General features: G+C 54.8%; 17 protein-coding genes and 6 pseudogenes. 17 read left to right on the top strand and 6 right to left on the bottom strand.

From position 1 onward, the window contains the following. Genes BCA33_RS06490 through BCA33_RS06480 form a run of 3 tightly spaced genes read right to left on the bottom strand, consistent with a single transcriptional unit; the run spans window position 1 to window position 3,460 of the window. Window positions 1–1,452, bottom strand: a complete 1,452-nt coding sequence (locus tag BCA33_RS06490) for a bifunctional DedA family/phosphatase PAP2 family protein (protein WP_071264364.1) — start codon at window positions 1,450–1,452, stop codon at window positions 1–3. Then, complete coding sequence (locus tag BCA33_RS06485) at window positions 1,449–2,447, bottom strand: GGDEF domain-containing protein (protein ID WP_071264362.1); 999 nt, start codon at window positions 2,445–2,447, stop codon at window positions 1,449–1,451. Before BCA33_RS06485 ends, BCA33_RS06490 begins: the two co-directional genes overlap by 4 nt. Beyond that, window positions 2,444–3,460, bottom strand: a complete 1,017-nt coding sequence (locus BCA33_RS06480; protein WP_071264360.1) for a GGDEF domain-containing protein — start codon at window positions 3,458–3,460, stop codon at window positions 2,444–2,446. The genes BCA33_RS06485 and BCA33_RS06480 overlap by 4 nt, the downstream gene beginning before the upstream one ends. Before the next feature lie 134 nt (window positions 3,461–3,594). Between BCA33_RS06480 and BCA33_RS06475 the strand changes: the two are divergent. The 10 genes and pseudogenes from BCA33_RS06475 to lipB all read left to right on the top strand — a co-directional run bounded on the left by BCA33_RS06475 (window position 3,595) and on the right by lipB (window position 12,649). Next, window positions 3,595–4,850: pseudogene (locus tag BCA33_RS06475) on the top strand (glutamate-5-semialdehyde dehydrogenase). 5 nt (window positions 4,851–4,855) lie between these two features. Next, window positions 4,856–5,572, top strand: a complete 717-nt coding sequence (nadD, locus tag BCA33_RS06470) for a nicotinate-nucleotide adenylyltransferase (RefSeq protein ID WP_175469718.1) — start codon at window positions 4,856–4,858, stop codon at window positions 5,570–5,572. A 2-nt stretch (window positions 5,573–5,574) separates the two neighbouring features. Further along, the gene (rsfS, locus tag BCA33_RS06465; protein ID WP_071264358.1) at window positions 5,575–5,925 is read left to right on the top strand and encodes a ribosome silencing factor; all 351 of its coding nucleotides are present in this window, start codon (window positions 5,575–5,577) and stop codon (window positions 5,923–5,925) included. 2 nt (window positions 5,926–5,927) lie between these two features. Next, a pseudogene (gene rlmH, locus BCA33_RS06460) lies at window positions 5,928–6,397 on the top strand (23S rRNA (pseudouridine(1915)-N(3))-methyltransferase RlmH). Window positions 6,398–6,406: 9 nt separating this feature from the next. Then, window positions 6,407–8,305: a penicillin-binding protein 2 gene (gene mrdA, locus BCA33_RS06455; protein WP_071264354.1), complete on the top strand. Its 1,899-nt coding sequence runs from the start codon at window positions 6,407–6,409 to the stop codon at window positions 8,303–8,305. After that, window positions 8,305–9,446: pseudogene (rodA, locus tag BCA33_RS06450) on the top strand (rod shape-determining protein RodA). Before mrdA ends, rodA begins: the two are co-directional and overlap by 1 nt. A 104-nt stretch (window positions 9,447–9,550) precedes the next feature. Continuing rightward, window positions 9,551–10,453 carry a septal ring lytic transglycosylase RlpA family protein gene (locus BCA33_RS06445; protein ID WP_071264352.1) on the top strand — a complete coding sequence of 301 codons (903 nt, stop codon included), beginning with the start codon at window positions 9,551–9,553 and terminating at the stop codon, window positions 10,451–10,453. 48 nt (window positions 10,454–10,501) lie between these two features. Further along, window positions 10,502–11,682, top strand: a pseudogene (locus BCA33_RS06440) (D-alanyl-D-alanine carboxypeptidase family protein). A 29-nt stretch (window positions 11,683–11,711) separates the two neighbouring features. Further along, window positions 11,712–11,981 carry a YbeD family protein gene (locus BCA33_RS06435; RefSeq protein ID WP_071264350.1) on the top strand — a complete coding sequence of 90 codons (270 nt, stop codon included), beginning with the start codon at window positions 11,712–11,714 and terminating at the stop codon, window positions 11,979–11,981. Window positions 11,982–11,986: 5 nt separating this feature from the next. Further along, window positions 11,987–12,649 carry a lipoyl(octanoyl) transferase LipB gene (lipB, locus tag BCA33_RS06430; protein WP_071264348.1) on the top strand — a complete coding sequence of 221 codons (663 nt, stop codon included), beginning with the start codon at window positions 11,987–11,989 and terminating at the stop codon, window positions 12,647–12,649. Here lipB and BCA33_RS06425 read toward each other — a convergent pair. Next, window positions 12,607–13,650, bottom strand: coding sequence for a diguanylate cyclase (locus tag BCA33_RS06425; protein ID WP_254774230.1), 1,044 nt, complete (start codon window positions 13,648–13,650; stop codon window positions 12,607–12,609). The two genes, lipB and BCA33_RS06425, sit on opposite strands and share 43 nt — an antisense overlap. A gap of 418 nt (window positions 13,651–14,068) precedes the next feature. On the opposite strand from BCA33_RS06425, the gene BCA33_RS21485 reads away from it, so the two are divergent. Genes BCA33_RS21485 through BCA33_RS21475 form a run of 3 tightly spaced genes read left to right on the top strand, consistent with a single transcriptional unit; the run spans window position 14,069 to window position 15,528 of the window. Then, window positions 14,069–14,272, top strand: a complete 204-nt coding sequence (locus tag BCA33_RS21485; RefSeq protein ID WP_254774229.1) for a hypothetical protein — start codon at window positions 14,069–14,071, stop codon at window positions 14,270–14,272. Next, window positions 14,241–14,582, top strand: coding sequence for an AarF/UbiB family protein (locus BCA33_RS21480; RefSeq protein WP_254774228.1), 342 nt, complete (start codon window positions 14,241–14,243; stop codon window positions 14,580–14,582). The genes BCA33_RS21485 and BCA33_RS21480 overlap by 32 nt, the downstream gene beginning before the upstream one ends. Before the next feature lie 34 nt (window positions 14,583–14,616). Then, window positions 14,617–15,528 (top strand): AarF/UbiB family protein, encoded by a 912-nt coding sequence (locus BCA33_RS21475; protein ID WP_254774227.1) that lies wholly within the window; start codon window positions 14,617–14,619, stop codon window positions 15,526–15,528. Here the strand turns inward: BCA33_RS21475 and BCA33_RS06415 are convergent. Continuing rightward, window positions 15,468–15,910: pseudogene (locus BCA33_RS06415) on the bottom strand (YqaA family protein). The gene BCA33_RS21475 and the pseudogene BCA33_RS06415 overlap by 61 nt on opposite strands. A 183-nt stretch (window positions 15,911–16,093) precedes the next feature. On the opposite strand from BCA33_RS06415, the gene BCA33_RS06410 reads away from it, so the two are divergent. After that, window positions 16,094–16,348 carry a GrxA family glutaredoxin gene (locus tag BCA33_RS06410; RefSeq protein WP_071264344.1) on the top strand — a complete coding sequence of 85 codons (255 nt, stop codon included), beginning with the start codon at window positions 16,094–16,096 and terminating at the stop codon, window positions 16,346–16,348. Between the two features lie 113 nt (window positions 16,349–16,461). Here the strand turns inward: BCA33_RS06410 and BCA33_RS06405 are convergent. Beyond that, window positions 16,462–17,723, bottom strand: a pseudogene (locus tag BCA33_RS06405) (6-phosphofructokinase). Window positions 17,724–17,878: 155 nt separating this feature from the next. Here BCA33_RS06405 and mpl point away from each other — a divergent pair. From mpl to BCA33_RS06390, 3 genes are all read left to right on the top strand, one after another. Beyond that, window positions 17,879–19,273 carry a UDP-N-acetylmuramate:L-alanyl-gamma-D-glutamyl-meso-diaminopimelate ligase gene (gene mpl, locus BCA33_RS06400; RefSeq protein ID WP_071264342.1) on the top strand — a complete coding sequence of 465 codons (1,395 nt, stop codon included), beginning with the start codon at window positions 17,879–17,881 and terminating at the stop codon, window positions 19,271–19,273. 24 nt (window positions 19,274–19,297) lie between these two features. Beyond that, the gene (locus tag BCA33_RS06395) at window positions 19,298–19,981 is read left to right on the top strand and encodes a flavin prenyltransferase UbiX (protein ID WP_071264340.1); all 684 of its coding nucleotides are present in this window, start codon (window positions 19,298–19,300) and stop codon (window positions 19,979–19,981) included. 85 nt (window positions 19,982–20,066) lie between these two features. Next, window positions 20,067–21,206, top strand: coding sequence for an acyl-CoA dehydrogenase family protein (locus BCA33_RS06390; RefSeq protein WP_071264338.1), 1,140 nt, complete (start codon window positions 20,067–20,069; stop codon window positions 21,204–21,206). Window positions 21,207–21,293: the final 87 nt, after the last annotated feature.

The following is a 21,293-nucleotide window of genomic DNA, read 5'->3' as shown; positions in this document are numbered from 1 at the left end:
TTAAAGGGCGGGGGCGTAGTGCTGCACGGCTTCTGGCCAAACGAACCAGATATAGCCTCCGCAAAAAGCCAGCCAGGCCAATGCGGCCGAGAGGGTTAGTGCATCGAGGGCGATCGGAACCCGGTCAAATCGGCTGAAGCTGGCTCTTGTTGCGCCGGTAATTGCCAGCCCGAGTAAAAGCCCCCCTATAATGTCGCTGAACCAGTGTACACCCAGATAAAGCCGGCTAAGGGCTACGGGGATCAGTGGTAGCGAGAACATTATATAACTTTGCCAGCGTTTGCGGTTGCGGGCTTCCGCAGCCACAAAGCTGGCCAGCAGTGTTACAAACACGGTGATGCCGGCAGTGTGGCCGCTGGGGAAAGAGCCAGATGACGGCGGGTTTACCACCAGCTCAGGTCGCACAACGCCAATGGCGGATTTTAGACCCCATACCAATACTATGGTCATAATCGCCGCTAGCAGTATATGTACAGCCGCTGCGTAGTGACCCCGGAAAGCCAGTGCCAGGCACGCCACCACGGCCCCAGTAGTGAGGACGGGAGGGTCGCCCAGAAGTGTGGCTGCTATGGCTGGTGCGTCAAGCAACGGTTGGCGCAAATCGCTGAACCATTGCATGGCCAGTTGATCGAAAGGTTCGATTACGCCAGTCATGGTTGCCAGCTGCGCCCAGAGGATAAACAAGGCCAGAGCGCCAAGCGCAAGCATCAGCGAAGCCAGCGGGAACTCTCCTTCTTGGGCAGGGCGTTCATTGGAGTAAAGGCGCCAGAATCGGTGGGTGGTGTCATATTGCGCCATCTTCCGTTGAAGCCAGAAGTAAAGGCGGCTGTCGTCGCCAAGGCCTAGTTGAAAACGGAAAATAACCAAATAGATTACGGCCAGTGTCGCCAGGCTAATTCCCGTGACCAGATACATGTGTGCAGGTGGCTGTACATCGCTTGCCAGAGCGCCTCCCACCAGAAAGCCGGGCAGAATATAAGCCGGAGCCCAGGCAATAGCGGATCCTATATTAAATGCCAGAAAACGACGCCAAGGCATCAGCAGTGCCCCTGCAATCAGCGGTATTATCGGTCGCAATGGCCCCACGAACCGCCCGATAATAACGCTCTTCCCACCGTGTAGATGGAAAAAAATCTCTGCTTTTCTGATGTGTTCAGGGTAGCGACTTAACGGCCACACGCTTGCTAGCCGCCCCTGAAAGAGCCTGCCGATCGCAAAGCTCACAGTGTCGCCGCTGACCGCGCCCAGCCACGCCCATACCAGTACAGTCATAAGTGGCATGTCGATTTGGGCCGCCATAACCGACATGGTAAACAGGAACGCAACGCCCGGGACAAGGATGCCCGCAACCGCCAAAGACTCAATAAACGCGGTACTGAACAATGCCAGCGACAACCAGCCAGGGTTGGCGCTTAGCCATGCCGTCAGATCTGTAAGCCAGGCGCTGCTCATGTCCGGAGCGCTTCTCCCGGGCTAAACCAGGCAGAGTCGGCCCCGCGCCGGCGGGCCTCAATCATGGCTTGATGGGCGCGATTGCGCAGATTGTCGGTGCGGGTGTCGCTGCTGCCACGGGTTGTGCAGCCGAGACTGACAGTGGCTTTGCCGATCAATGGCCATTGGTGTTCGGAGATGGTGCGCCGTATGCGTTCGGCAATCACGCGCACACCTTCTTCCGGGGTGAAAGGTAAAATCAGGAAAAACTCCGAGCCATTCAGCGTATACAGTGTGTCGCCGGCACGAATAACTCCGAATAAATGCTGGGTCATGTTGTAGAACAGTGCCTGCATGCCAGGTTGGCCGTGAAGATCGACCGCCTCGTCGGCGTAATCTATGGTGAGGTCGATTACTGAGAGGCTGTGGCCGGTAGCAATGGCCCGGCTAATTTCTTTTTGCAGGGTCTCGTCCAGAAAGCGGGCATTATGGGCCCCTGTAACCGGATCGGTGATGGCGAGATCTTCTGCGGATTGAGCCATGTGATCGTATTGCCATATATAAAGTGCTGCAACGATCAGAACAATAAGTGAACCACTAACGGCTGTGAGGGCCTCTGCGGGAGGCTGTTTGACAAAAAGCAGAATCGCCATGGGGGCAAGCAGGAGCAGAGACAGCGCGAGTGCCTGGCGCAAGGGCAATATCAGCAGGTTGAGTACCAGTAGTGGCATGGCCCAGTGGCTAATGCCGGTGGTGTCCATTGTAAACATAGCTGCCAGAAGACCGCTGTTCAGGCCAGAGAGAATAATCAAGTGGCCAGGGGCAGAGAGTTGGTGCCTTCGGCTTAGGAACGTATAGGCTACGCCCCCAAGGGTCAGGGCTGCCATGCCCGAAGCCAGATAGAAAAGCTCATAAAATCCATAGCGAAGGTTTTGCAGAGCCAGGGTAAAAATAAATAGGGCCGCCAGGCCGTAGCCAACGCTGTGTGTCCAGGTTCTTAGCCGGGTTTCTGTCATGGCGCAGTTCCTTCCGCACGTGGCTGGGTTGGCGTAGATGCTGGTGACCAGGCACTGTAAGCCTGAGTCCTGTTGCCGCCCTGTTGCTGCGCGCGGCGCAGTGCGTTGGCTGCGCTTTGTTGCAGGCTATCGGCATCATCGCCGATGTTTAGCCCGGCGATGCCGGTGCTTACGGTCAGGTTCATGCCGTGGGTGTCGAGTAGAGCGTCAAGCCCCTTGCGGATGATTTCGGCCCGGGTGATGGCTTCATGGGTGGCTATGCCCGGCAAAATGACCAGAAACTGTAGGTCTGCCGCCCGGTAGTAGGTGTCAAAATCCCGTATCTGCGAGTGCAGGAAGCGTCCGATTCTCGGTAGAATCGACCGGATATCTTCGTCTGGGTCGTTGTCGCTGGCGTGGGCATCAAGGCCGATCATAATGATAGACATGTCAGTTCCCTCGCGCTCGCTGCGTTGGATTTCCTTGTGCAGGTCTGCCGACAGATATTCTCGGCTGGCGGCCTGAGTGAGTTCGTCTGTGCGCCTAAGCGGCGCTAGCTGGCGAGTTTTGTAATCGCGCAGGAATATCAGTACAGCGGAAAGCAGAGTAGTGAGCACAAAGGCACTGATCATTTGATGGCGATCAGCGATGCCTTCAGCCCCCTGGGCAGCGGCTATGGCCAGAATCACCACAATCACAGTTACCAGTGTTGCGATACCGCGAGGCACTAGTGCAAACGCAACCAATACCAGCCCGTAGAGCCAGTGGCTGAGCGCCCATGGTCCTGTCCAGAAACTCGCCATCAGCAACAATACAAGTAACCCGAAAAACAGCTTTTGAATGGTTGGCCATGGGTTGGCCCCGCGCCCCTGATGAAAGCTGCGGCCGCTGATGACGATACCTGCTGCGGCTACGGCACAGGCGGCAGTGAGTGGCTCTCCAAATAGGGCGCACAGAACCGCAATGGCCACAAAAACGACCAGGCTGGCGCGTGATAACCGGTTCAGCAAAAACTTGTCGGCCGTTTGGGCCATGGTATTCGTCCTTTTTCGGAGTTCCTGTTGTACCGCAACGGTATAATATCTGTTTGGGGTGCGTACTTGAAACGGGAAAGGTAAAGTTAGGTTCTTATTCCTGAATTCTGGCAGAAAATACATAAGGTAAAGGGATGGATATTGCAGTTTATATGACCGAAGTCGGCCAGCAGGCCCGGGCCGCGGCGACACTTGTTGCGCGTTCTACCACAGAGGTGCGAAACCGTGCGCTCTTGGCTACTGCCGAAGCGCTGGATGGCGCGCGCAATGAGCTGGCCGAGGCAAATGCCCGCGATCTTGCCAGTGCCCGGGAAAGTGGTTTGGATGCCGCCATGCTGGATCGGCTTGAGCTTACGCCTGCACGTATTGACGCCATGATAGAGGGGCTCCGCCAGGTTGCCTCTTTGCCTGACCCTATTGGTGCAATTACCGACATGACCTATCGCCCATCTGGCATTCAGGTGGGGAAAATGCGAGTGCCCCTGGGGGTTATTGGCATTATCTACGAGTCTCGCCCCAATGTAACGGTTGAGGCTGCAAGTCTTTGCTTGAAATCTGGCAATGCTACTATTTTGCGCGGTGGCTCTGAGTCCCTTCATTCCAACCAGGCCATTGCTTTGTGTCTGGCTCGGGGGCTCGCAGAGGTCGGCTTGCCAGAATCGGCGGTTCAGGTGGTCAAAACTACCGACCGCGCTGCGGTTGGGGAGCTGATCACCATGCCGGACTATGTGGATGTCATTGTGCCCAGGGGCGGGAAAGGCCTGATTGAACGAATTAGTCGGGACGCGCGGGTGCCTGTAATCAAGCATCTTGATGGCGTATGCCATGTGTATATCGACAGCCATGCCGACCCGGAAAAAGCACTGAGCGTTTCTGTCAACGCCAAAACTCATCGGTATGGGACCTGCAACACCATGGAAACCTTGCTGGTGGATAGGGAAATTGCCGCCGATATGCTGCCGCTGTTGGGGCCAGCGTTTATTGAAAAAGGCGTGGAGTTGCGGGGCTGTGAGCAAACCCGGGAAATTCTGACAAACATAAAAGCTGCTACAGAGGCCGACTGGCAGGAAGAGTATCTGGCGCCTGTATTGGCCGTGCGCGTGGTGGATGGTTTAGATGGCGCTATAGCGCACATTAACCGTTACAGCTCTCAACATACCGACTGCATAATCACAGAAAACTACACCCGTGCCCGACGTTTCATCACGGAGGTTGATTCGAGCTCGGTAATGGTTAACGCCTCCACCCGCTTTGCCGATGGCTTTGAGTATGGCCTTGGCGCTGAGATCGGTATCTCCACAGACAAAATACACGCCCGTGGGCCGGTTGGGCTTGAGGCTTAACCTCGCAGAAATACGTGGTATTCGGCGACGGGCACATTCGAGCCTGATGCCGATGCATGTAATTTATGGCGGTACCTTTGACCCGGTGCACCATGGCCACCTGCGTCTGGCGCTGGAAGTTAGTGAGCGGCTCGGGAACGTGCCTGTCAGCCTTGTGCCCTGTCATATCCCTCCCCATAAGGGCGAGACGGGTGCAACCGCCGCGCAGCGTTTACGCCTACTGGAATTGGCGCTAGCCGGCGAACCCAGGTTGCATGTTGATGACCGTGAGCTGCGCAGGGAAGGGGCGTCGTATACAGCCGACACACTACGCCAGTTGCGCGGCGAGCTGGGTGCAGATACCCCGTTGGTGATGGTTGTGGGCACGGATGCATTTGCCGGCCTAAACCGCTGGAAACAGTGGCGGCAAATTGTGGGCCTTGCACACATTGTTGTTGTGCGTCGCCCCGGTATTACGCTGGACTCTGATGGCGAACCTGCCCGGCTGCTGGCGGAGCGTGGAGTGGAGGATGTTGCGGCCTTGTGCCGCCAGGCGTCGGGGCTGGTTCTTGAACTGGATCCCCCCTGGCTGGATATCTCTGCCACCGGCATTCGCCAACGTATTGGTGCTGGTCAGTCATCCCGCTATCTGGTTCCCGATACGGTCTTGGCTGAGATTCGACGAATAGGCTTTATCGGCATGCCCCGTGAGGAACTTTTAGTGTTACAATCGCCATCGAATATGACTTTTCGGGTGGCCATTCCGGCCGGCACCCGAACAACAGGGTGATTATGCAGGCAGAACAACTCAAGAATCTGATAGTGAACGCACTTGAAGATGTGAAAGCACAGGACGTCAGTGTTGTTGACGTACGGGACCGCACCAGCGTTACCGATTTCATGGTTCTGGCATCCGGGACATCCAGCCGACACGTTAAATCTCTTGCAGACTCTGTTGTTGTCGACGCAAAAGAGCAAGGCGCTCGTGTCAACAGTGTTGAAGGTGGCGGTGGTAGTGACTGGATACTGGTGGATCTGGGCGATGTGGTTGTTCATGTCATGTTGCCCGCCACCCGTGAGTTTTACGATCTGGAGCGCTTTTGGCGCGACGCCCCGGATCCCGGTGCCGAAGGCAGCGAGTAATCATGCGATTGCGTCTGATCTGCGTAGGCAAAAGATGCCCGACTGGGTCAGTAGAGGCTACGACGACTACGCGCGTCGTATGCCTCCGGAGATGCCTCTGGATTTGGTAGAAATTGCCATGCCTCATCGTGGCAAAAACCCCGATATTCCCAGGCTGATGCAGCGCGAAAGCGAGGCAATTCTGGCCGCAACCGGTGGCAAAGACAGGGTTGTCGCTCTGGAAGTGACAGGGCGCCCTTGGTCTACCGAAAAGTTGGCAAGCCAGTTGGAAAACTGGCAGCAGGACGGGCGGGATGTGAGTTTTCTTGTAGGCGGGCCCGACGGCCTGGCAGATCCCTGTCGCCAGCGTGCAGACCAGCAGTGGTCGCTATCTCCTCTTACGTTACCTCATCCTCTGGTGCGAATCCTGCTTGCGGAACAGCTATACAGGGCCTGGTCGATTACCCGTAACCACCCGTATCATCGGGCTTAGGAAACATCCATGCCATGGGGTGAATTCAAGGACACTGCTGCCGAACGCCGGTTATTTCAGCGTCGCGTCACCGTTATGTTGGTGTTCGTGTTCCTGCTTCTGGCAGGACTGGTTGCGCGGATGTACCAGCTTCAGGTAGTAGAGCACGATATCTACACTACTCTTTCCGATAAAAACCGCGTGCAAGTTCAGTCTGTGCCGCCGCCGCGCGGGCTCGTTTACGACCGTAACCAGGTTTTACTGGCGGAAAATCGCCCGGTTTTCAGCGTAACGGTGGTGCCAGAGCGGGTTGGCGGCATGGACGCTACGCTGGAGCAGCTTGCCGGTATTCTTGATGTTTCCGAAGAGGATATGGATCGGTTTCAGCGCCGCCTTCGGGAGCCAAGGCGGCCCTTTCAGGAAATTCCGCTGCGTTATGACTTAACCGAAGATGAAATTGCGCGCTTGGCGGTACACCGACATGAACTGCCCGGTGTGGAGGTGGAAGCGGAGCTGGTTCGGTATTACCCACACAGCGAACTCACAGCCCATGCGCTGGGTTTTGTTGGCCGTATTAACCGTGATGAGTTGCAACGGATTGATCCGGTCAATTACGCCGGCACCAACTACATTGGCAAGTCGGGTGTTGAGCGGTTTTATGAAGAGCTGTTGCACGGAAAAGTTGGCTATCAGCACGTAGAAACCAATGCGCGGGGTCGTACGTTAAGAGTTCTGGAGCGAGAAAACCCGGTACCGGGTGAAGATGTCCAGCTGCATCTGGATTTGCGGCTGCAAAATAGAGCACACGAACTTTTGGATGGCCGCCGGGGTGCGATCGTCGCTATTGAACCTGCAACAGGCGGAATACTGGCTCTTGCCAGTGTGCCAGGCTTTGATGCCAATAAATTTGTGACTGGCATCAGCGTGCCAGACTACCGCGCATTGAGCGAAAGCAAAGACAAACCCCTTTTCAACCGAGCCCTGCGCGGGCAGTACCCTCCAGGTTCCACGCTTAAGCCCATGCTGGCCATTGCGGCGCTTGATAGCGGCGCGGTAACAAGGGATCACACTATCTGGGATCCGGGCTATTTTCAGATCAACTCTGCGGGTCGTCGTTGGCGGGATTGGAAGCGAGGTGGGCACGGTTGGGTTGACCTGAATTATGCAATGGCGCAGTCCTGTGACGTCTACTTCTATGAAGCGGCTATGGAAATGGGCGTGGATACCATGGTCAGCTATTTGTCTCGCTTCGGTTTCGGCGAAGACGCCACTCTGGATGTATCTGGCGCGTTAAACGGCCTCTTGCCGTCTCCGGACTGGAAGCGGGCAACGCGCAATGAGCCCTGGTATCCGGGCGATACGGTCAATTTAGGTATTGGTCAGGGGTTTATGCTATCTACGCCCTTGCAACTCGCCACGGCAACAGCGCTGATAGCTAATCGGGGCGAGTGGGTTGAGCCGCGATTGCTGAAGGATATCCAGGGCGACCGGTCGCCAGATGAGTTTCTGCCTGGCGAAACGCACGAGCCTCTGAAGTTAAAAGACACCAGCAACTGGGAATATATTGCAGATGCCATGGCCGAAGTGATGCATGGCGTTAAAGGCACTGCCCGTGGTGCAGGTAGGGGAGCACCTTATCGGATGGCGGGGAAAACCGGCACAGCGCAGGTATTCAGCCTTGCGGAAGATGAAGAATACGATGCCGACGAGATTCGGGAGCGGCTGCGCGACCACGCTCTGTTTGTCGGCTTTGCGCCCTTGAAAAACCCGCAGATCGCCGTTGCCGTAATTGTTGAGAACGGTGGCGGAGGCAGCAGTACCGCCGCGCCTGTGGCCAGGGCTCTGTTCGACGCCTGGTTGTTGGAGTTTTCGGCCATCACAGATGGCCCTTCGATTAGCAAAGCCGATTTGAAAAGCGAGATTCTTTAATGGCCACCCGGGAAGTGTTCAGTTCAACGGCCAGCAACCCTCTTGGTCGCCCGAGAGGCGTGTGGTCGGCATTGCATGTGGATCCTATTCTGCTTGTATTGCTTGTTGCCCTGATTTCCTGTGGCTTGTTCGTGCTTTACAGCGGCGCCGACCGAAATCTTGATGTTGTAAAAGCTCAGGGTGTGCGTTTTGGTATCGCTTTTGTTGTGATGCTGGTTTTCGCCCAGCTTGACCCATCGGTATTCCGGCGCTGGGCGCTTGGCTATATGTTCTTGGTCTCGCCGGCCTGGTTGCCGTACTGTTTGTGGGGGTTGGTGCGAAAGGCGCGCAGCGTTGGTTGGCGCTGCCTGGCCTTCCCCGGTTTCAACCGTCGGAACTGATGAAGCTGGTTGTGCCTATGATGGCGGCCTGGTACCTGTCGCGGCATTTTTTACCGCCGAGGCTGTCGCGCATAGGCGTCGGACTGGCAATTGTACTGCTCCCCATGGTTTTGATCGTGAAGCAGCCCGATCTCGGAACATCGCTTCTTGTGGGCATGGCTGGGCTCTTCGTTGTGTTTTTTGCCGGCATGAGCTGGAAGCTTATTAGCGCTTTTTTGGTAATGGTTTCTGTAGCGGCCCCGGTTATGTGGTTTTTCGGAATGCGCGAATATCAAAAGCAGCGCGTGCTGACATTGCTGGATCCCCAAAGCGATCCCCTGGGCGCGGGCTGGAATATTATCCAATCCAAAACCGCCATTGGTTCTGGCGGTTTCGATGGCAAAGGTTGGCTTCAAGGTACCCAGTCGCACCTTGAGTTTCTGCCTGAAAGCCACACGGATTTTATTGTGGCGGTTCTGGCGGAGGAGTTTGGGTTTATAGGGATGTTGATACTGCTCAGTGTTTACTTTCTGATTATTCTGCGGTGTCTCTTTATTGCAGTTACGGCTCAGGACTCATTCAGCCGATTGGTAGCCGGTGCGCTGACTATGACGTTTTTCATCTATGTGTTTGTCAACGTTGGCATGGTGAGTGGCCTGCTGCCGGTGGTCGGGGTACCCTTGCCGCTGGTTTCCTACGGTGGCACATCAACCGTTACCTTGATGGCGGCGTTTGGCATTCTGATGTCCATACACACCCATCGCAGAATGATCACGGCCTGATGTCAGGCCGGTAATGGTGATAGGGGTAGGGAACCCGTTACAATGGTAATGATTGCTGCATTTCTTTTTAAACAGCGGCACTTATCTCAGAGGATTTCCGGACAGTGACATCAAATTGCTCAGGTTTATGGCCGTTAGTGCTGGCAACGTTGGCTCTGGCAGGCTGCGCGTCGGCACCTGCCCCCGCCCCCGCCGGCACCGATCACTCATCACGCTATACCATCACACAAGACAGAGCCCCTAAAGGAAACTTTGACGCCTCAGGCTTGTCCGATGCCGTACCTGTGTACCAAGCGCCGGTCAGAGCCGGAAATAAATCGTCTTATACGGTTTGGGGTAAACAGTACTCGGTGATGAGCAGCAACGAGGGTTATGTCGCTCGTGGTACCGCGAGTTGGTATGGCGAGAAGTTTCATGGTCACAAGACCTCTAACGGCGAAACCTTCGACATGTACCAAATGTCGGCGGCTCACAAATCCCTGAGAATTCCGGGTTATGCCAGAGTGACCAACGTAGATAACGGTCGTTCAGTGATTGTTCGGGTTAACGACAGAGGCCCTTTTCATGGTGATCGATTGATTGATTTATCCTATGCGGCGGCCAAAAAGTTGGGGTACCAGTCTCGCGGCACTGCGAAAGTAGAGGTGGAATCAATTACCGTAAAGCCCGACGGCAGCATGTTCATCGCCGGGCAGCCGTTTGCCCTTGATGGACAGCCTCCATCGAAGGCAGTTACTGCCGTCGAAAATGATGGGCAGGATGCAGCTGGTGGGCTTTTTGTTCAGCTGGGATCGTTCAGCAGTCGCGACCCTGCAACAAAGCTGCAGGATCGCGCCAAGGGCGTGCTCAGCAGCCCCGTGAGGGTGCGAGCTGTAGATACTGCTTCTGGGCGCTTCCACCGAGTACAGGTTGGGCCTTTTCAGGATGAAGGCAGTGCGCGAAAGACGCAGAACCTCTTGGAAGCAAAAGGGTTTTCACAGTCAATTGTGCTAACCGATTCTGATTAAACGTAAGCTAATACATAAAAATTCACTTAACGACGAATGAATAGACCCATGGTATTTAAATCAATTTTCCGTTCGCTTAGCTTTCTTTCAGCGACACTCGCGTTTGTGCTGATGCTTTCCGCATCAGGCAACGCAATGTCCCAGACTGTACTGATACCGTCTCCGCCCCAGATTGCTGGCAGCTCCTACGTGCTGATGGATCCGAAAAGCGGCCGGGTTATCATGGAGGAAAACAGTAACGAACGGCTGCCGCCAGCTAGTCTGACCAAAATGATGACGGCATACATAGTTGAGCGTGAGCTTGATGAAGGCCGGATTACCATGTCCGATATGGTTCCTATCAGCGTAAAGGCCTGGAAAACAGAAGGGTCTCGAACGTTTGTAAAAGAGGGCACCAGCGTCTCCGTAGAGAACCTACTTAAAGGCGTGATTATCCAATCGGGCAACGATGCGTCTGTCGCACTGGCAGAGTTTGTTGCCGGCAGTGAAGGGGCCTTCGTTGATATCATGAACCAGCAAGCCCAGCTGCTGGGCATGAAAGACACTCACTTCGAGAATGCCACAGGCTTGCCTGCTCCCGATCATTTTTCCACCGCCTATGATCTGGCCGTGCTGGCACGGGCGATCATCAATGATTATCCAGAGAACTACCCGATTTACGCCGAGAAGCACTTCACCTACAACAACATCCGACAGCCCAACCGCAACAGCTTGTTGTGGCGCGATGACAGTGTTGATGGCCTGAAAACCGGCCACACGGAAGAGGCCGGGTATTGTCTTGTTGCGTCAGCCAAGCGTAATGATACCCGCTTCATTGCCACGGTAATGGGTACCAGCAGTTCACAGTCGCGTTCCCAGGAAATCCAGAAAATGTTGAACTATGGATTCCGCTATTTTGAAAGCGAGCGTTTGTTCCGTGCAGGCCAAGAACTTATTGAAGCCAAGGTTTGGGGTGGCGAGTCGGATAAGTTGTCTGTGGGTATGATGGAAGACGCCTATGTAACCATTCCGCGTGGCTCCCGTGACAGCCTTGAGTCCAGCATTGATCTTGATTCGGTGATCAAAGCACCGATTCGTGCCGGTGACGAGCTTGGGCGTGTGAAGGTCTCATTTAACGGTGAAGTGCTGATAGACCAACCGTACTCGCGTTGACTGAAGTGCCCGAGGGTGGCCTGTTCAAGCGCATTTGGGATGCCATCAAGTTGTTTTTTGTTCAGTTGTTTCAGTAAGGGCGAGTTGAACCCAGGAGTAAAGCGGCATGAGTGAGCCGAAAACACCAAAAATTGAGTTCCCCTGCGATTACGCCATCAAGGTGATTGGCAACGCCGCTCCGGATTTTAAGGAGTTTGTGGTTGGGGTTGTTGAGCAGCACGCCCCAGGTCTCAGTGAGGCTGATGTGTCCGTTCAAGACAGCAGTAAGGGGCGGTTCTGTTCGGTTCGGTTGAACATCGTTGCGACCGGCGAGCCACAACTAAAGGCACTGTTTGAAGAGCTCAAGGCCAGTGGCCGTGTGCACATGGTGTTGTAAGCGAGATGTCTGAGCTGATTGTCAGGTCATTAGGGCTGCAGCCCTATTTGGAAACCTGGGAAGCCATGAAAAGCTTCACAGCGGAACGAGGCGATCACACCAACGACGAGCTCTGGTGCCTTGAGCACCCCAGGGTTTACACCCAGGGGCAGGCAGGTAAAGCCGAACATATTCTGGCACCCGGTGACATCCCGGTTATTGAGGTGGATCGTGGCGGACAAGTAACCTACCACGGCCCCGGTCAGCTCGTGGTTTACCTGATGATGGGGCTAACACGGCGCAAGATGGGAGTTAGAGCGTTAGTAGACCTCATTGAGCAGGCGATCGTGCGTACATTGGCAGAGCTTGGCATTACCGCCGAACCGCGGCCGGATGCACCCGGTGTATATGTGGGTGAGGCGAAAATCGCATCCCTTGGGTTGCGGGTGCGCCGTGGCTGTTCGTTCCATGGCTTGGCGCTGAATGTTGATATGGACATGGAACCCTTCCAAAGAATCAACCCTTGCGGATACGCAGGACTGGCCATGTGCCAGGTGCGCGGCTTTGCTCCCACTGTATCTATGGGAGATATTGAAGAGCGTTTGGTGACCCAACTGGTCGCTGGCCTGGGTGACTCTAAGGTGAGTTATCGGGATGGCTGGGAGGATGGAGTCGGTGTTTCGCTTTGATGCGCACAAACCCGGTCTCGCCCAAGAGACTTTGCACGGTACAGAGCTTCATCTGCACGCTGAAGTAACTTGTCGATAGACTCTGACCCGCTGATGCTCGCCACCCCAATGCTGGCTGTGCAGGCTACGGGCGTGAACCCAACCATTACGGTATTTCCCGCAATGGCCTCACGGATTCGGTTTGCGATGTGCTTGGCCTCATCTGCAGCTGTTTCCGGTAGTAACACCAGGTATTCCTCGCCACCCCAACGAGCGATAGTGTCCACCTTTCGGCACTGATCCAGCAGCGTTTTTCCAACCAACACAATAAGGTCGTCGCCCACATGATGCCCGTAGGTGTCGTTGATGCTTTTGAACAGATCTATGTCTGCCAGGAGTACGGCGAACGGTCGGCCATTGCGAAGGTAACGCTCGTACTCACTCTCTAGTTGCGCCAAGGCTTCCCGGCGATTTGCCAGCCCCGTGAGGGCGTCGTGTTTGGCGGCGAATTCGAACTCCGAAGCCAGTGCAAGCAAGCCTAGCTTGCTCCGTCGCCGGCTCTGGTCAAGGATGTAACAGGTGATCATCTCAAAGGCCAGTGCCACAACCATGGTCACGCGGAAATTGGTGCTGTAGGGCAAGTCCAGCAATTGACCAGCCAGTGGGCTGAACAGCAATACAATGCCCACAATTCCCATGAGGCAGGTGGCAACGCCAACCCGTGCTTCGCTTATATAAAACACAACAGGGGGGTAGGCGAATAGCCAGATAATGGCAGAGCCGTCTTCTACTGCATGTATGGCAAGGTAGGCGAGCAGAACGGTGGACAGCGAAATAAAACTGCGGCGGTGAAGAGTGTCTTTGCGAAAAAATGCGTACAACAGCGTATTACTAGCAAAAAGCGCAGCAAATGCTGTAAGCCAAACCGCCGTGAACGAGTCGCCCTGATCAAACGACCGCCAGGCAAAAAAAGTCAGTATTGGCGCAGCAACCAGAATCAGCCAGTTAATAAGCACAGGCACGGGTATTTCCCCCGTCACCCGGAACTGGGACCGCGTTTTATCTGGAATTTCAGATACAGTATTCGGCATAGGTGGAAAAGGTTCTGGTTAGGGCCGTCGGTAACATTGCTGGCGACCTAATGGTAGACGGAATCAGGAGTTGGAATTGTATTAAAACGTAAAAAGATCCAACCGTACCTGGCAAACATCTGACAATCCCCCAGTGGTCCCAAGGCCGCGCAGGAGCGTAGGATAGGTATAGACGGACGGGTTTGTGTAAGCAATGGCCGATAGGCCGCAAAATGCGGGTCGAAACGGAGACGTCAGGTGGTTACAGTGTCCGTATAATGGTAGGTGTCACCCAGAGCTGTTACGTTAAAGAGATACAATCAGAGATTAAATCAGGGTGGTTAAACTCTCCGGTTCGGGTAGGTCGTACATGTCATCCAGCAAACGCTCAGGTAATTCAGTCTCCCGCATCAAGACCGGTAGCTTCGAGCGCCGTTTGAGCCTGACTCGTGCGGGGCTTTTCGCCGGAACGCGCATGGCCTCTCACATGGCCACCAACTGGCTCAGCAGCAAAGAAAAGCGAGACGAACGCCACCCGTGCCATGCTTTCAAGCCAGGCGCGCTTTCTTGTTGACGAACTTGGCCAGCTTAAGGGCAGCGTGGTAAAAATCGGCCAGGTTATGGCGTTATATGGCGAGCATTTCTTGCCAGAAGAAGTGACCGAAGCGCTGCATACTCTGGAAGATCAAACCACGTCCCTGGAATGGGCTGCCATCGAGCGGGTGCTTAAGGCTGAGCTCGGTGAAGAAAGGCTTGCAGAACTCGATATAGACCCCGAGCCTATAGGTTCCGCCTCGCTTGGCCAGGTTCACCGTGCCCGTAGGCGTAGTGATGGTCTGGAGCTTGTGCTCAAGGTTCAGTACCAGGTGTCGCCGACGCGGTAGACAGCGATTTGAATGCCGTTGCCAGATGCTCAGGGTGGCCCGTCTGGTAAGCTTTGGGCCGGAGTTTGAAGACTGGCTTGAAGAAGTCAGGCAGATGATGCTCAGGGAGGTGGATTACCGGCTGGAAGCGCGTACAACAGAAAAATTCCGACAAATGCTCGCCGACGATCCCCGTTTTGTGGTTCCCAGAGTGTTAACCGAGTACTCCACCGATCACGTTATTGGTGCGACATACGAGCATGGCCATTCTGTCAGTTCCGAAGTGGTGGCTAATTTACCGCTTGAGCGCCGTAATGGTTTAGGCAAAGCCGCGTTAGAGCTGTTTTTCAGTGAGTTGTTTGTTTGGGGAGAAATCCAGACAGACCCCAACTTTGGCAATTACCGCATTCGTATTGCCGGAGAGACGGACGGAAAGCACGGTGAAGGTGTTGAGCACGACCGCATTGTTTTGCTGGATTTTGGGGCGGTGCAGTCGTATTCAAAAGAGTTTCTGGACCCGGTTATTCAAATGATCCGAGGGTCGTATGAAAACGACCTTGATGCTGTGATCGATGGCGGCATAAAGCTCCGCTTCATGAGTACCGACTGGCCGAAAGAAGTGCTGGAGACGTTTGGCCAGGTTTGCATGTCTGTTCTGGAACCGCTTTCCAGTGATCATAAAAGTTGGCCAAAGGAGGCGATTAACAGTCAAGGACAGTATCGTTGGAAGCAAAGTGACCTGCCGTCCCGGGTTGCGCGGCAGGCGGCACGATCGGCCATCAGCCGCTATTTTCGGGTGCCTCCCAGAGAGTTTGTGTTTCTTAACCGCAAGCTGATTGGGGTGTATACCTTCATTGCCGTGCTTTATTCTGAGTTCAATGGCGAACCCTTGTTGCGCAAGCATCTTTACGGTGACGGCGATGATACGCCAGACGCTTCAGCAACCAACCAGATTACAAATGCATAGCGCAAGCCTTTGCCAATACCCACCAGCACAATAAAGTTGAGCCAGGCACGCGCATTACGCCACCCACCAGCGTGAGCGCGTCGCCGCCCAGCGGCAACCAGCCCAGCAGCAAAGACCACTGACCGTAGCGATTAAAGCTGTTTCTGGCTTTGTGGAGCTGAGCTTCGCTGATCGGAAACCAGCGCTTATGCTTTAGGCGGTCTATCTGCCGACCAATAACACCGTTAACCACAGACCCCAGTGTGTTGCCCAACGTGGCCCAGACCCACAGCCACAACATAGGATACCCCTGAACAACCAGCGTACCTGTCAGTATTTCCGAATAGGCCGGCAGCAGAGTGGCTGCCGCGAAAGAGGTAAGAAATAACGACAGATAAACCATAGAGTTCTCCTCAAGAGGGTGAGCATATTCCTCCTTAGAATGAGTAATAGCGACCTACGTATGATCCGGTACTATGGGCGCCATTCAAAGAGCCAATTTTTAATTTTCCAGAATCATGTCATCATCAATTCCTAACTTTTTAACACTCCGGACGTTTTCGGAGACCATCACTTTGGAGGTTTTATGGATCAGGTCACTATCTATGGTCGCTCAAGTTGCGGGTTTTGTGTGCGCGCTAAAAGCCTGTGTGAGTCCCGCAATATGCCCTATACATGGGTTGATATGATCGAACAGGATATGACGAAAGCCGACATAGCAGACAAAATTGGTCGGCCCGTGCACACCGTGCCGCAGATTCTTGTGGGCGACAAGTACGTGGGTGGTTACGACGAGTTCTCTGGTTACGTGCGCCAGCTAGAAGCAGGTCAGGCGCGCTGATCTATCTGTACACACCGAGCTTTAACGAAAAGGGCCCTGCAAAGATATTGCAGGGCCCTTTTTTGTGGCCTGAAAAGACCCCGGCAGTGCTTAAAAATCACACCGTAAATTAATCAGAGGTGAAAGTCTGTTTTCAGCTTCTTCGGCGTCAGGGTGTTGCTTAGCTTTGCAACCCGGGGCAGGCCGTTGTCGAAAGGCGGGAAACTCTCACCGGCAATCAGCGGCTCGAGGTATTCCCGGCACTCCCGTGTAATACCGAAGCATCATCCGTGATGTAATGGATTGGCATTTTCTTTTCCTGGTTGGCCACTTCGCTGAGCGGGGCCTCACCAATCTTCCAAACGTAGGGCTTCGCCTGTACGCGCACAATTGTCGGCATAACGGCTTGTTTGCCTTCCAGCGCCTTTTCCACAGCAGCTTTGCCAACTGCGTAAGCCTGCTCAACGTCGGTCGCAGAGGCAATATGCCGCGCGCTGCGCTGCAAATAGTCTGCAACTGCCCAGTGGTACTTGTGCCCCAATGCTTGCTTGACCATGTTGGCCAATGCGGGTGCTACGCCACCAAGTTGAGTGTGGCCAAAAGCATCTTTGGCACCAGCGTCTGCCAGAAAGCGGCCGTCTTCGTACTGAGCGCCTTCAGAGGCGACCACCACGCAGTAGCCATACTCCTTCACGCAAAAATCCACCCGCTCCAGAAACGCGTCGCGGTTAAACGGAATTTCCGGGAACAGAATAATGTGGGGAGGCTCGCCTTCGCCCTGGCCAGCCAAACCGCCAGAAGCCGCAATCCAACCGGCGTGACGGCCCATCACCTCAAGAATGAACACCTTGGTTGAGGTCTCACACATGGACTTGATGTCCAGGCTAGCTTCGAGGGTAGAGGTGGCAATGTACTTGGCTACAGAGCCAAAGCCTGGGCAGCAGTCTGTAAACGGCAGGTCGTTGTCCACGGTTTTGGGGACGCCGATACAGGTAATGGGGTAACCCATTTTTTCGCCCATCTGCGAGACTTTGTAGGCAGTATCCTGGGAATCACCGCCACCGTTGTAAAAAAAGTAGCCGATATCGTGGGCACGAAAAACCTCGATAAGTCGCTCGTATTCGCGGCGGTTTTCTGAGAAGTTTTTCAGCTTGTGACGACAGGAACCGAAAGCGCCACCGGGTGTGTGGATAAGTTCTTGGATGGCCTCATCACTTTCGAGGCTGGTATCAATCAGTTCTTCGTTCAGCGCGCCTAGTATGCCGTTGCGCCCGGCAAACACTTTGCCGATTTTGTCCGGGTGCTTGCGCGCGGTCTGAATGACCCCGCAGGCACTGGCGTTAATAACGGCGGTAACACCGCCAGACTGAGCGTAGAATGCGTTCTTGATGGCCATCTCGGGATGGAGCCTCCTGCTGGTTCGACAATGCCGCAGATGATACGCCAAACGCATGGGATTTTCATGGCAAGAAGTGCGGATGGCCGTGCTCTTGACGGAGTGGGGCGGATACGGGAGGCTTGTCGGGTTTCAACGGAGAGGGCAAACGGCGAATGCACATTCATATCCTGGGAATCTGTGGCACTTTTATGGGCAGCCTGGCTGTTCTGGCAAGAGAGCTTGGCCACACAGTTACCGGTTCCGATCAGGGCGTTTATCCGCCCATGAGTACCCAATTAGAAGCGCAGGGTATCGGCCTGATGGACGGCTTCAGTGCAGAGCACCTTGAGCCAAAGCCCGATCTGGTGCTGATAGGTAACGCCATGTCGCGGGGTAACCCCGAGGTGGAGGCGGTACTTAACCGTAATATCGATTACATGTCTGGCCCTGAATGGCTGGCCCGCGAGGTGCTACGGCACCGCTGGGTTCTGGCGGTTGCCGGCACCCACGGCAAAACCACCACCACGGCTATGTTGCTCTGGATTCTTGACCAGGCAGGGCTTGCGCCAGGTTATCTGGTGGGTGGTGTGCCCAAAGATTTCCCCGTATCGGCACGGCTTGGCGAGAGCGACTTTTTCGTTATTGAAGCGGACGAGTACGACAGTGCTTTCTTTGATAAACGCTCCAAATTTATCCATTACCGCCCCCATACCCTGATACTGAACAACCTTGAGTTTGATCACGCAGATATCTTCGATAACGTTGAGGCGATTGAGCGCCAGTTCCATCATCTTGTTCGCACGGTTCCTTCCCAAGGGCTGATTGTTCGCCCAAGCCTGGACGCTCATCTTGATAATGCATTGGCTTTGGGGTGCTGGAGTCCCGTGCAGGACGCGGCCATTGGCAGCGAAATTTCGGGTACAGCGGATTGGCGCGCAGAACTGCTCTCTGAAGACGGCAGCCGCTTCATGGTTATTCACCATGAGCAACCGGTTGCGGTGGTGAGATGGTCCCAAACCGGCCTGCATAACGTTCGTAATGCTCTTTCTGCTATATCTGCGGCCCGACATGTGGGCGTCACACCAGACCACGCCGTGGCTGCGCTGTGCAGGTTTTCAGGCGTAAAGCGCCGTATGGAGCTGCTGGCGGATATTAATGGCGTAAAAATCTACGATGATTTTGCCCATCATCCGACAGCCATAGAGACCACCCTGGACGGCTTGCGCAATCAGGTTGGCGAAGAGACTGTGATAGCGCTTATTGAGCCGCGATCAAATACCATGAAGCAGGGCGTTCATCAGCAAACGCTGCTGCCAAGTGCCGCGTTGGCCGACAGGGTTTATTGGGCCAATCTCAACAACATGGACTGGCTGCCAGAGCTGGTTTCTGCGTGGCAGGCAGGCAACCCGGAATCGGGGCAGCACTGTGTGGAATCTACAGTTGAAGGGCTTGTTGAGCGGGTACTGGTAGACCTCCCTAGCCCTTGCCACATTGTCATCATGAGCAACGGCGGCTTTGGCGGTGTGCACGGTAAACTCATTGCCGAGCTTGAGCGTATCCGTAGCTGATCGTGCCTTTAGGGAATCATTACGATGACAAGCACCAAGAGTAAAAACGTATCCCCGCAGCGAACGATTAACCTGGCCTTCACTGGTGCTTCTGGCGCCCAGTATGGCCTGCGCCTACTGCAGTGCCTGGTGGCTGCCGGCTGCCGGGTTCATGTGATGATAAGCAAAGCGGCACAGATAGTGATCGCAACAGAAACCGACTTGAAACTGCCGGGAACCCCGCCGGCCATGCAAAAAGCCCTGTCTGAATACGCCTCTGCCGAGGACGGGCAGGTTCTGGTGTTTGGCCGTGAAGACTGGTTTTCTCCACCGGCGTCTGGCTCTGGTGAGAAAGCGCCGTTGGTCGTGTGCCCCTGCAGTACCGGTACCCTTTCTGCTCTTGCCACGGGTGCAAGCAATAACCTGATTGAGCGCGCTGGCGATGTAGCTCTTAAAGAGCGGCGCCAACTGATTCTGGTTACCCGCGAAGCACCGTACTCGGAAGTGCATCTGGAAAACATGCTGAAGCTCACCCGCATGGGTGCAGTCATCATGCCGGCCAGCCCGGGGTTCTATCATCGGCCGAGCTCGGTGCAGGATCTTGTAGACTTTATTGTGGCCCGCATTCTCGACCATCTGGATCTGCCTCAGGATCTGATGCCTCGTTGGGGCGAGGCTCGGGTGAACGCCAAAGTTGGCAGCAACGATGGTTTTGGCCAGCATGATTGATGGTTTTAACCATTGAGCAAATCTGCCTGCCAGCAGAGACTTGGTGAACGTTCATTACAACATTGTTCACTGACTGAGGTTCACCATGATTCCACGCACGCTCTTCGACGCTGACCTTGATGGCTTTCGGGATTCCGTTCGGAAATTCCTCGAGCAAGAAGCTGCGCCATACCACGAGCAGTGGGAAAAAGATGGCCAGGTCAGCCGTGAGCTTTGGGAGAAAGCCGGCGAACTGGGTTTTCTGTGTCCAACCATGCCGGAGGAATACGGCGGTGTTGGCGCAGACTTCCGCTACAGCGCCGTTGTAATGGAAGAAGTTTCACGGGCGGGGCTTTCCGGTATCGGCTGGACACTGCATTCCGATATTGTGGCGCCTTACATTCTAAAGTACGGCTCGGAAGAGCAGAAAAAGCACTATTTGCCGAAGATGGCTTCTGGCGAGATAATTACCGCTATTGCCATGAGCGAGCCGGGTGCCGGTTCCGACCTGCAGGGTGTGAAAACCACCGCTTTGAAGGACGGCGACCACTATATTCTGAATGGCTCCAAAACCTTCATCACCAATGGTCAGATGGCTGACCTGGTGATTGTTGTTGCCAAAACCGATCCCAAGGAAGGCGCCAAAGGCATCAGCCTGTTGCTGGTTGAATCCGCGTGGGAAGGTTTTGAAAAAGGCCAGAACCTGAACAAGGTGGGCATGAAAGCCCAGGACACATCCGAGCTGTTTTTCCAGGATGTAAAAGTTCCGGCTACTCACCTGCTGGGCTCCATGGAAGGGCAGGGCTTTATGCAGCTGATGCAGGAGCTTCCCGCTGAGCGCCTGCAGATTGGCCTTACAGCCATTGCCGCTGCAGAGGCAGCTTGGCAGTGGACACTTGATTACGTGAAAGAGCGTAAAGCTTTCGGCAAACCAGTGATTAAATTCCAGAATACCCGGTTCAAAATGGCGGAGATGAAGGCAGAAATAACCGCAGCCCGGGTATTCACCGACCGCTGTCTGGAACTGCACCTGGAGAAAAAGCTCGATATACCCACGGCTGCAATGTTGAAGCAGTACACAACCGATCTGCAGTGCCGCGTGATGGATGAGTGTGTGCAGCTGCACGGTGGCTACGGCTACATGTGGGAGTACCCGATTGCTCGCGCCTGGGCTGACTCGCGGGTTCAGCGTATATACGGCGGAACCAACGAAATCATGAAAGAGATTGTTGCCCGCGCATTCTAAACCGCATTTAGCAAAACCTCGGGGCCAGTTCCCGAGGTTTTCTTGTTACTAAACTTTACAGATTGCCAAACCTATCAAGGTCTCCGG

The sequence above is a fragment of the Marinobacter sp. AC-23 genome, from assembly GCF_001858325.1.
Taxonomy (GTDB): domain Bacteria; phylum Pseudomonadota; class Gammaproteobacteria; order Pseudomonadales; family Oleiphilaceae; genus Marinobacter.
Note: the sequence above shows the minus strand (reverse complement) of the source record. Positions and strands in the feature narration are given on the sequence as shown.

Bases quoted from the DNA above. Each gene is read 5' to 3' on its own strand.
- BCA33_RS06390 (WP_071264338.1), top strand. From the start codon at position 20,067: ATGATTCCACGCACGCTCTTCGACGCTGACCTTGATGGCTTTCGGGAT.
- lipB (WP_071264348.1), top strand. From the start codon at position 11,987: ATGTCTGAGCTGATTGTCAGGTCATTAGGGCTGCAGCCCTATTTGGAA.
- mpl (WP_071264342.1), top strand. From the start codon at position 17,879: ATGCACATTCATATCCTGGGAATCTGTGGCACTTTTATGGGCAGCCTG.
- BCA33_RS06490 (WP_071264364.1), bottom strand. From the start codon at position 1,452: ATGAGCAGCGCCTGGCTTACAGATCTGACGGCATGGCTAAGCGCCAAC.
- BCA33_RS21480 (WP_254774228.1), top strand. From the start codon at position 14,241: ATGCTTTCAAGCCAGGCGCGCTTTCTTGTTGACGAACTTGGCCAGCTT.
- BCA33_RS06435 (WP_071264350.1), top strand. From the start codon at position 11,712: ATGAGTGAGCCGAAAACACCAAAAATTGAGTTCCCCTGCGATTACGCC.
- BCA33_RS21485 (WP_254774229.1), top strand. From the start codon at position 14,069: ATGTCATCCAGCAAACGCTCAGGTAATTCAGTCTCCCGCATCAAGACC.
- BCA33_RS06395 (WP_071264340.1), top strand. From the start codon at position 19,298: ATGACAAGCACCAAGAGTAAAAACGTATCCCCGCAGCGAACGATTAAC.
- nadD (WP_175469718.1), top strand. From the start codon at position 4,856: ATGCATGTAATTTATGGCGGTACCTTTGACCCGGTGCACCATGGCCAC.
- BCA33_RS06485 (WP_071264362.1), bottom strand. From the start codon at position 2,447: ATGACAGAAACCCGGCTAAGAACCTGGACACACAGCGTTGGCTACGGC.
- mrdA (WP_071264354.1), top strand. From the start codon at position 6,407: ATGCCATGGGGTGAATTCAAGGACACTGCTGCCGAACGCCGGTTATTT.
- BCA33_RS06410 (WP_071264344.1), top strand. From the start codon at position 16,094: ATGGATCAGGTCACTATCTATGGTCGCTCAAGTTGCGGGTTTTGTGTG.
- BCA33_RS06480 (WP_071264360.1), bottom strand. From the start codon at position 3,460: ATGGCCCAAACGGCCGACAAGTTTTTGCTGAACCGGTTATCACGCGCC.
- rsfS (WP_071264358.1), top strand. From the start codon at position 5,575: ATGCAGGCAGAACAACTCAAGAATCTGATAGTGAACGCACTTGAAGAT.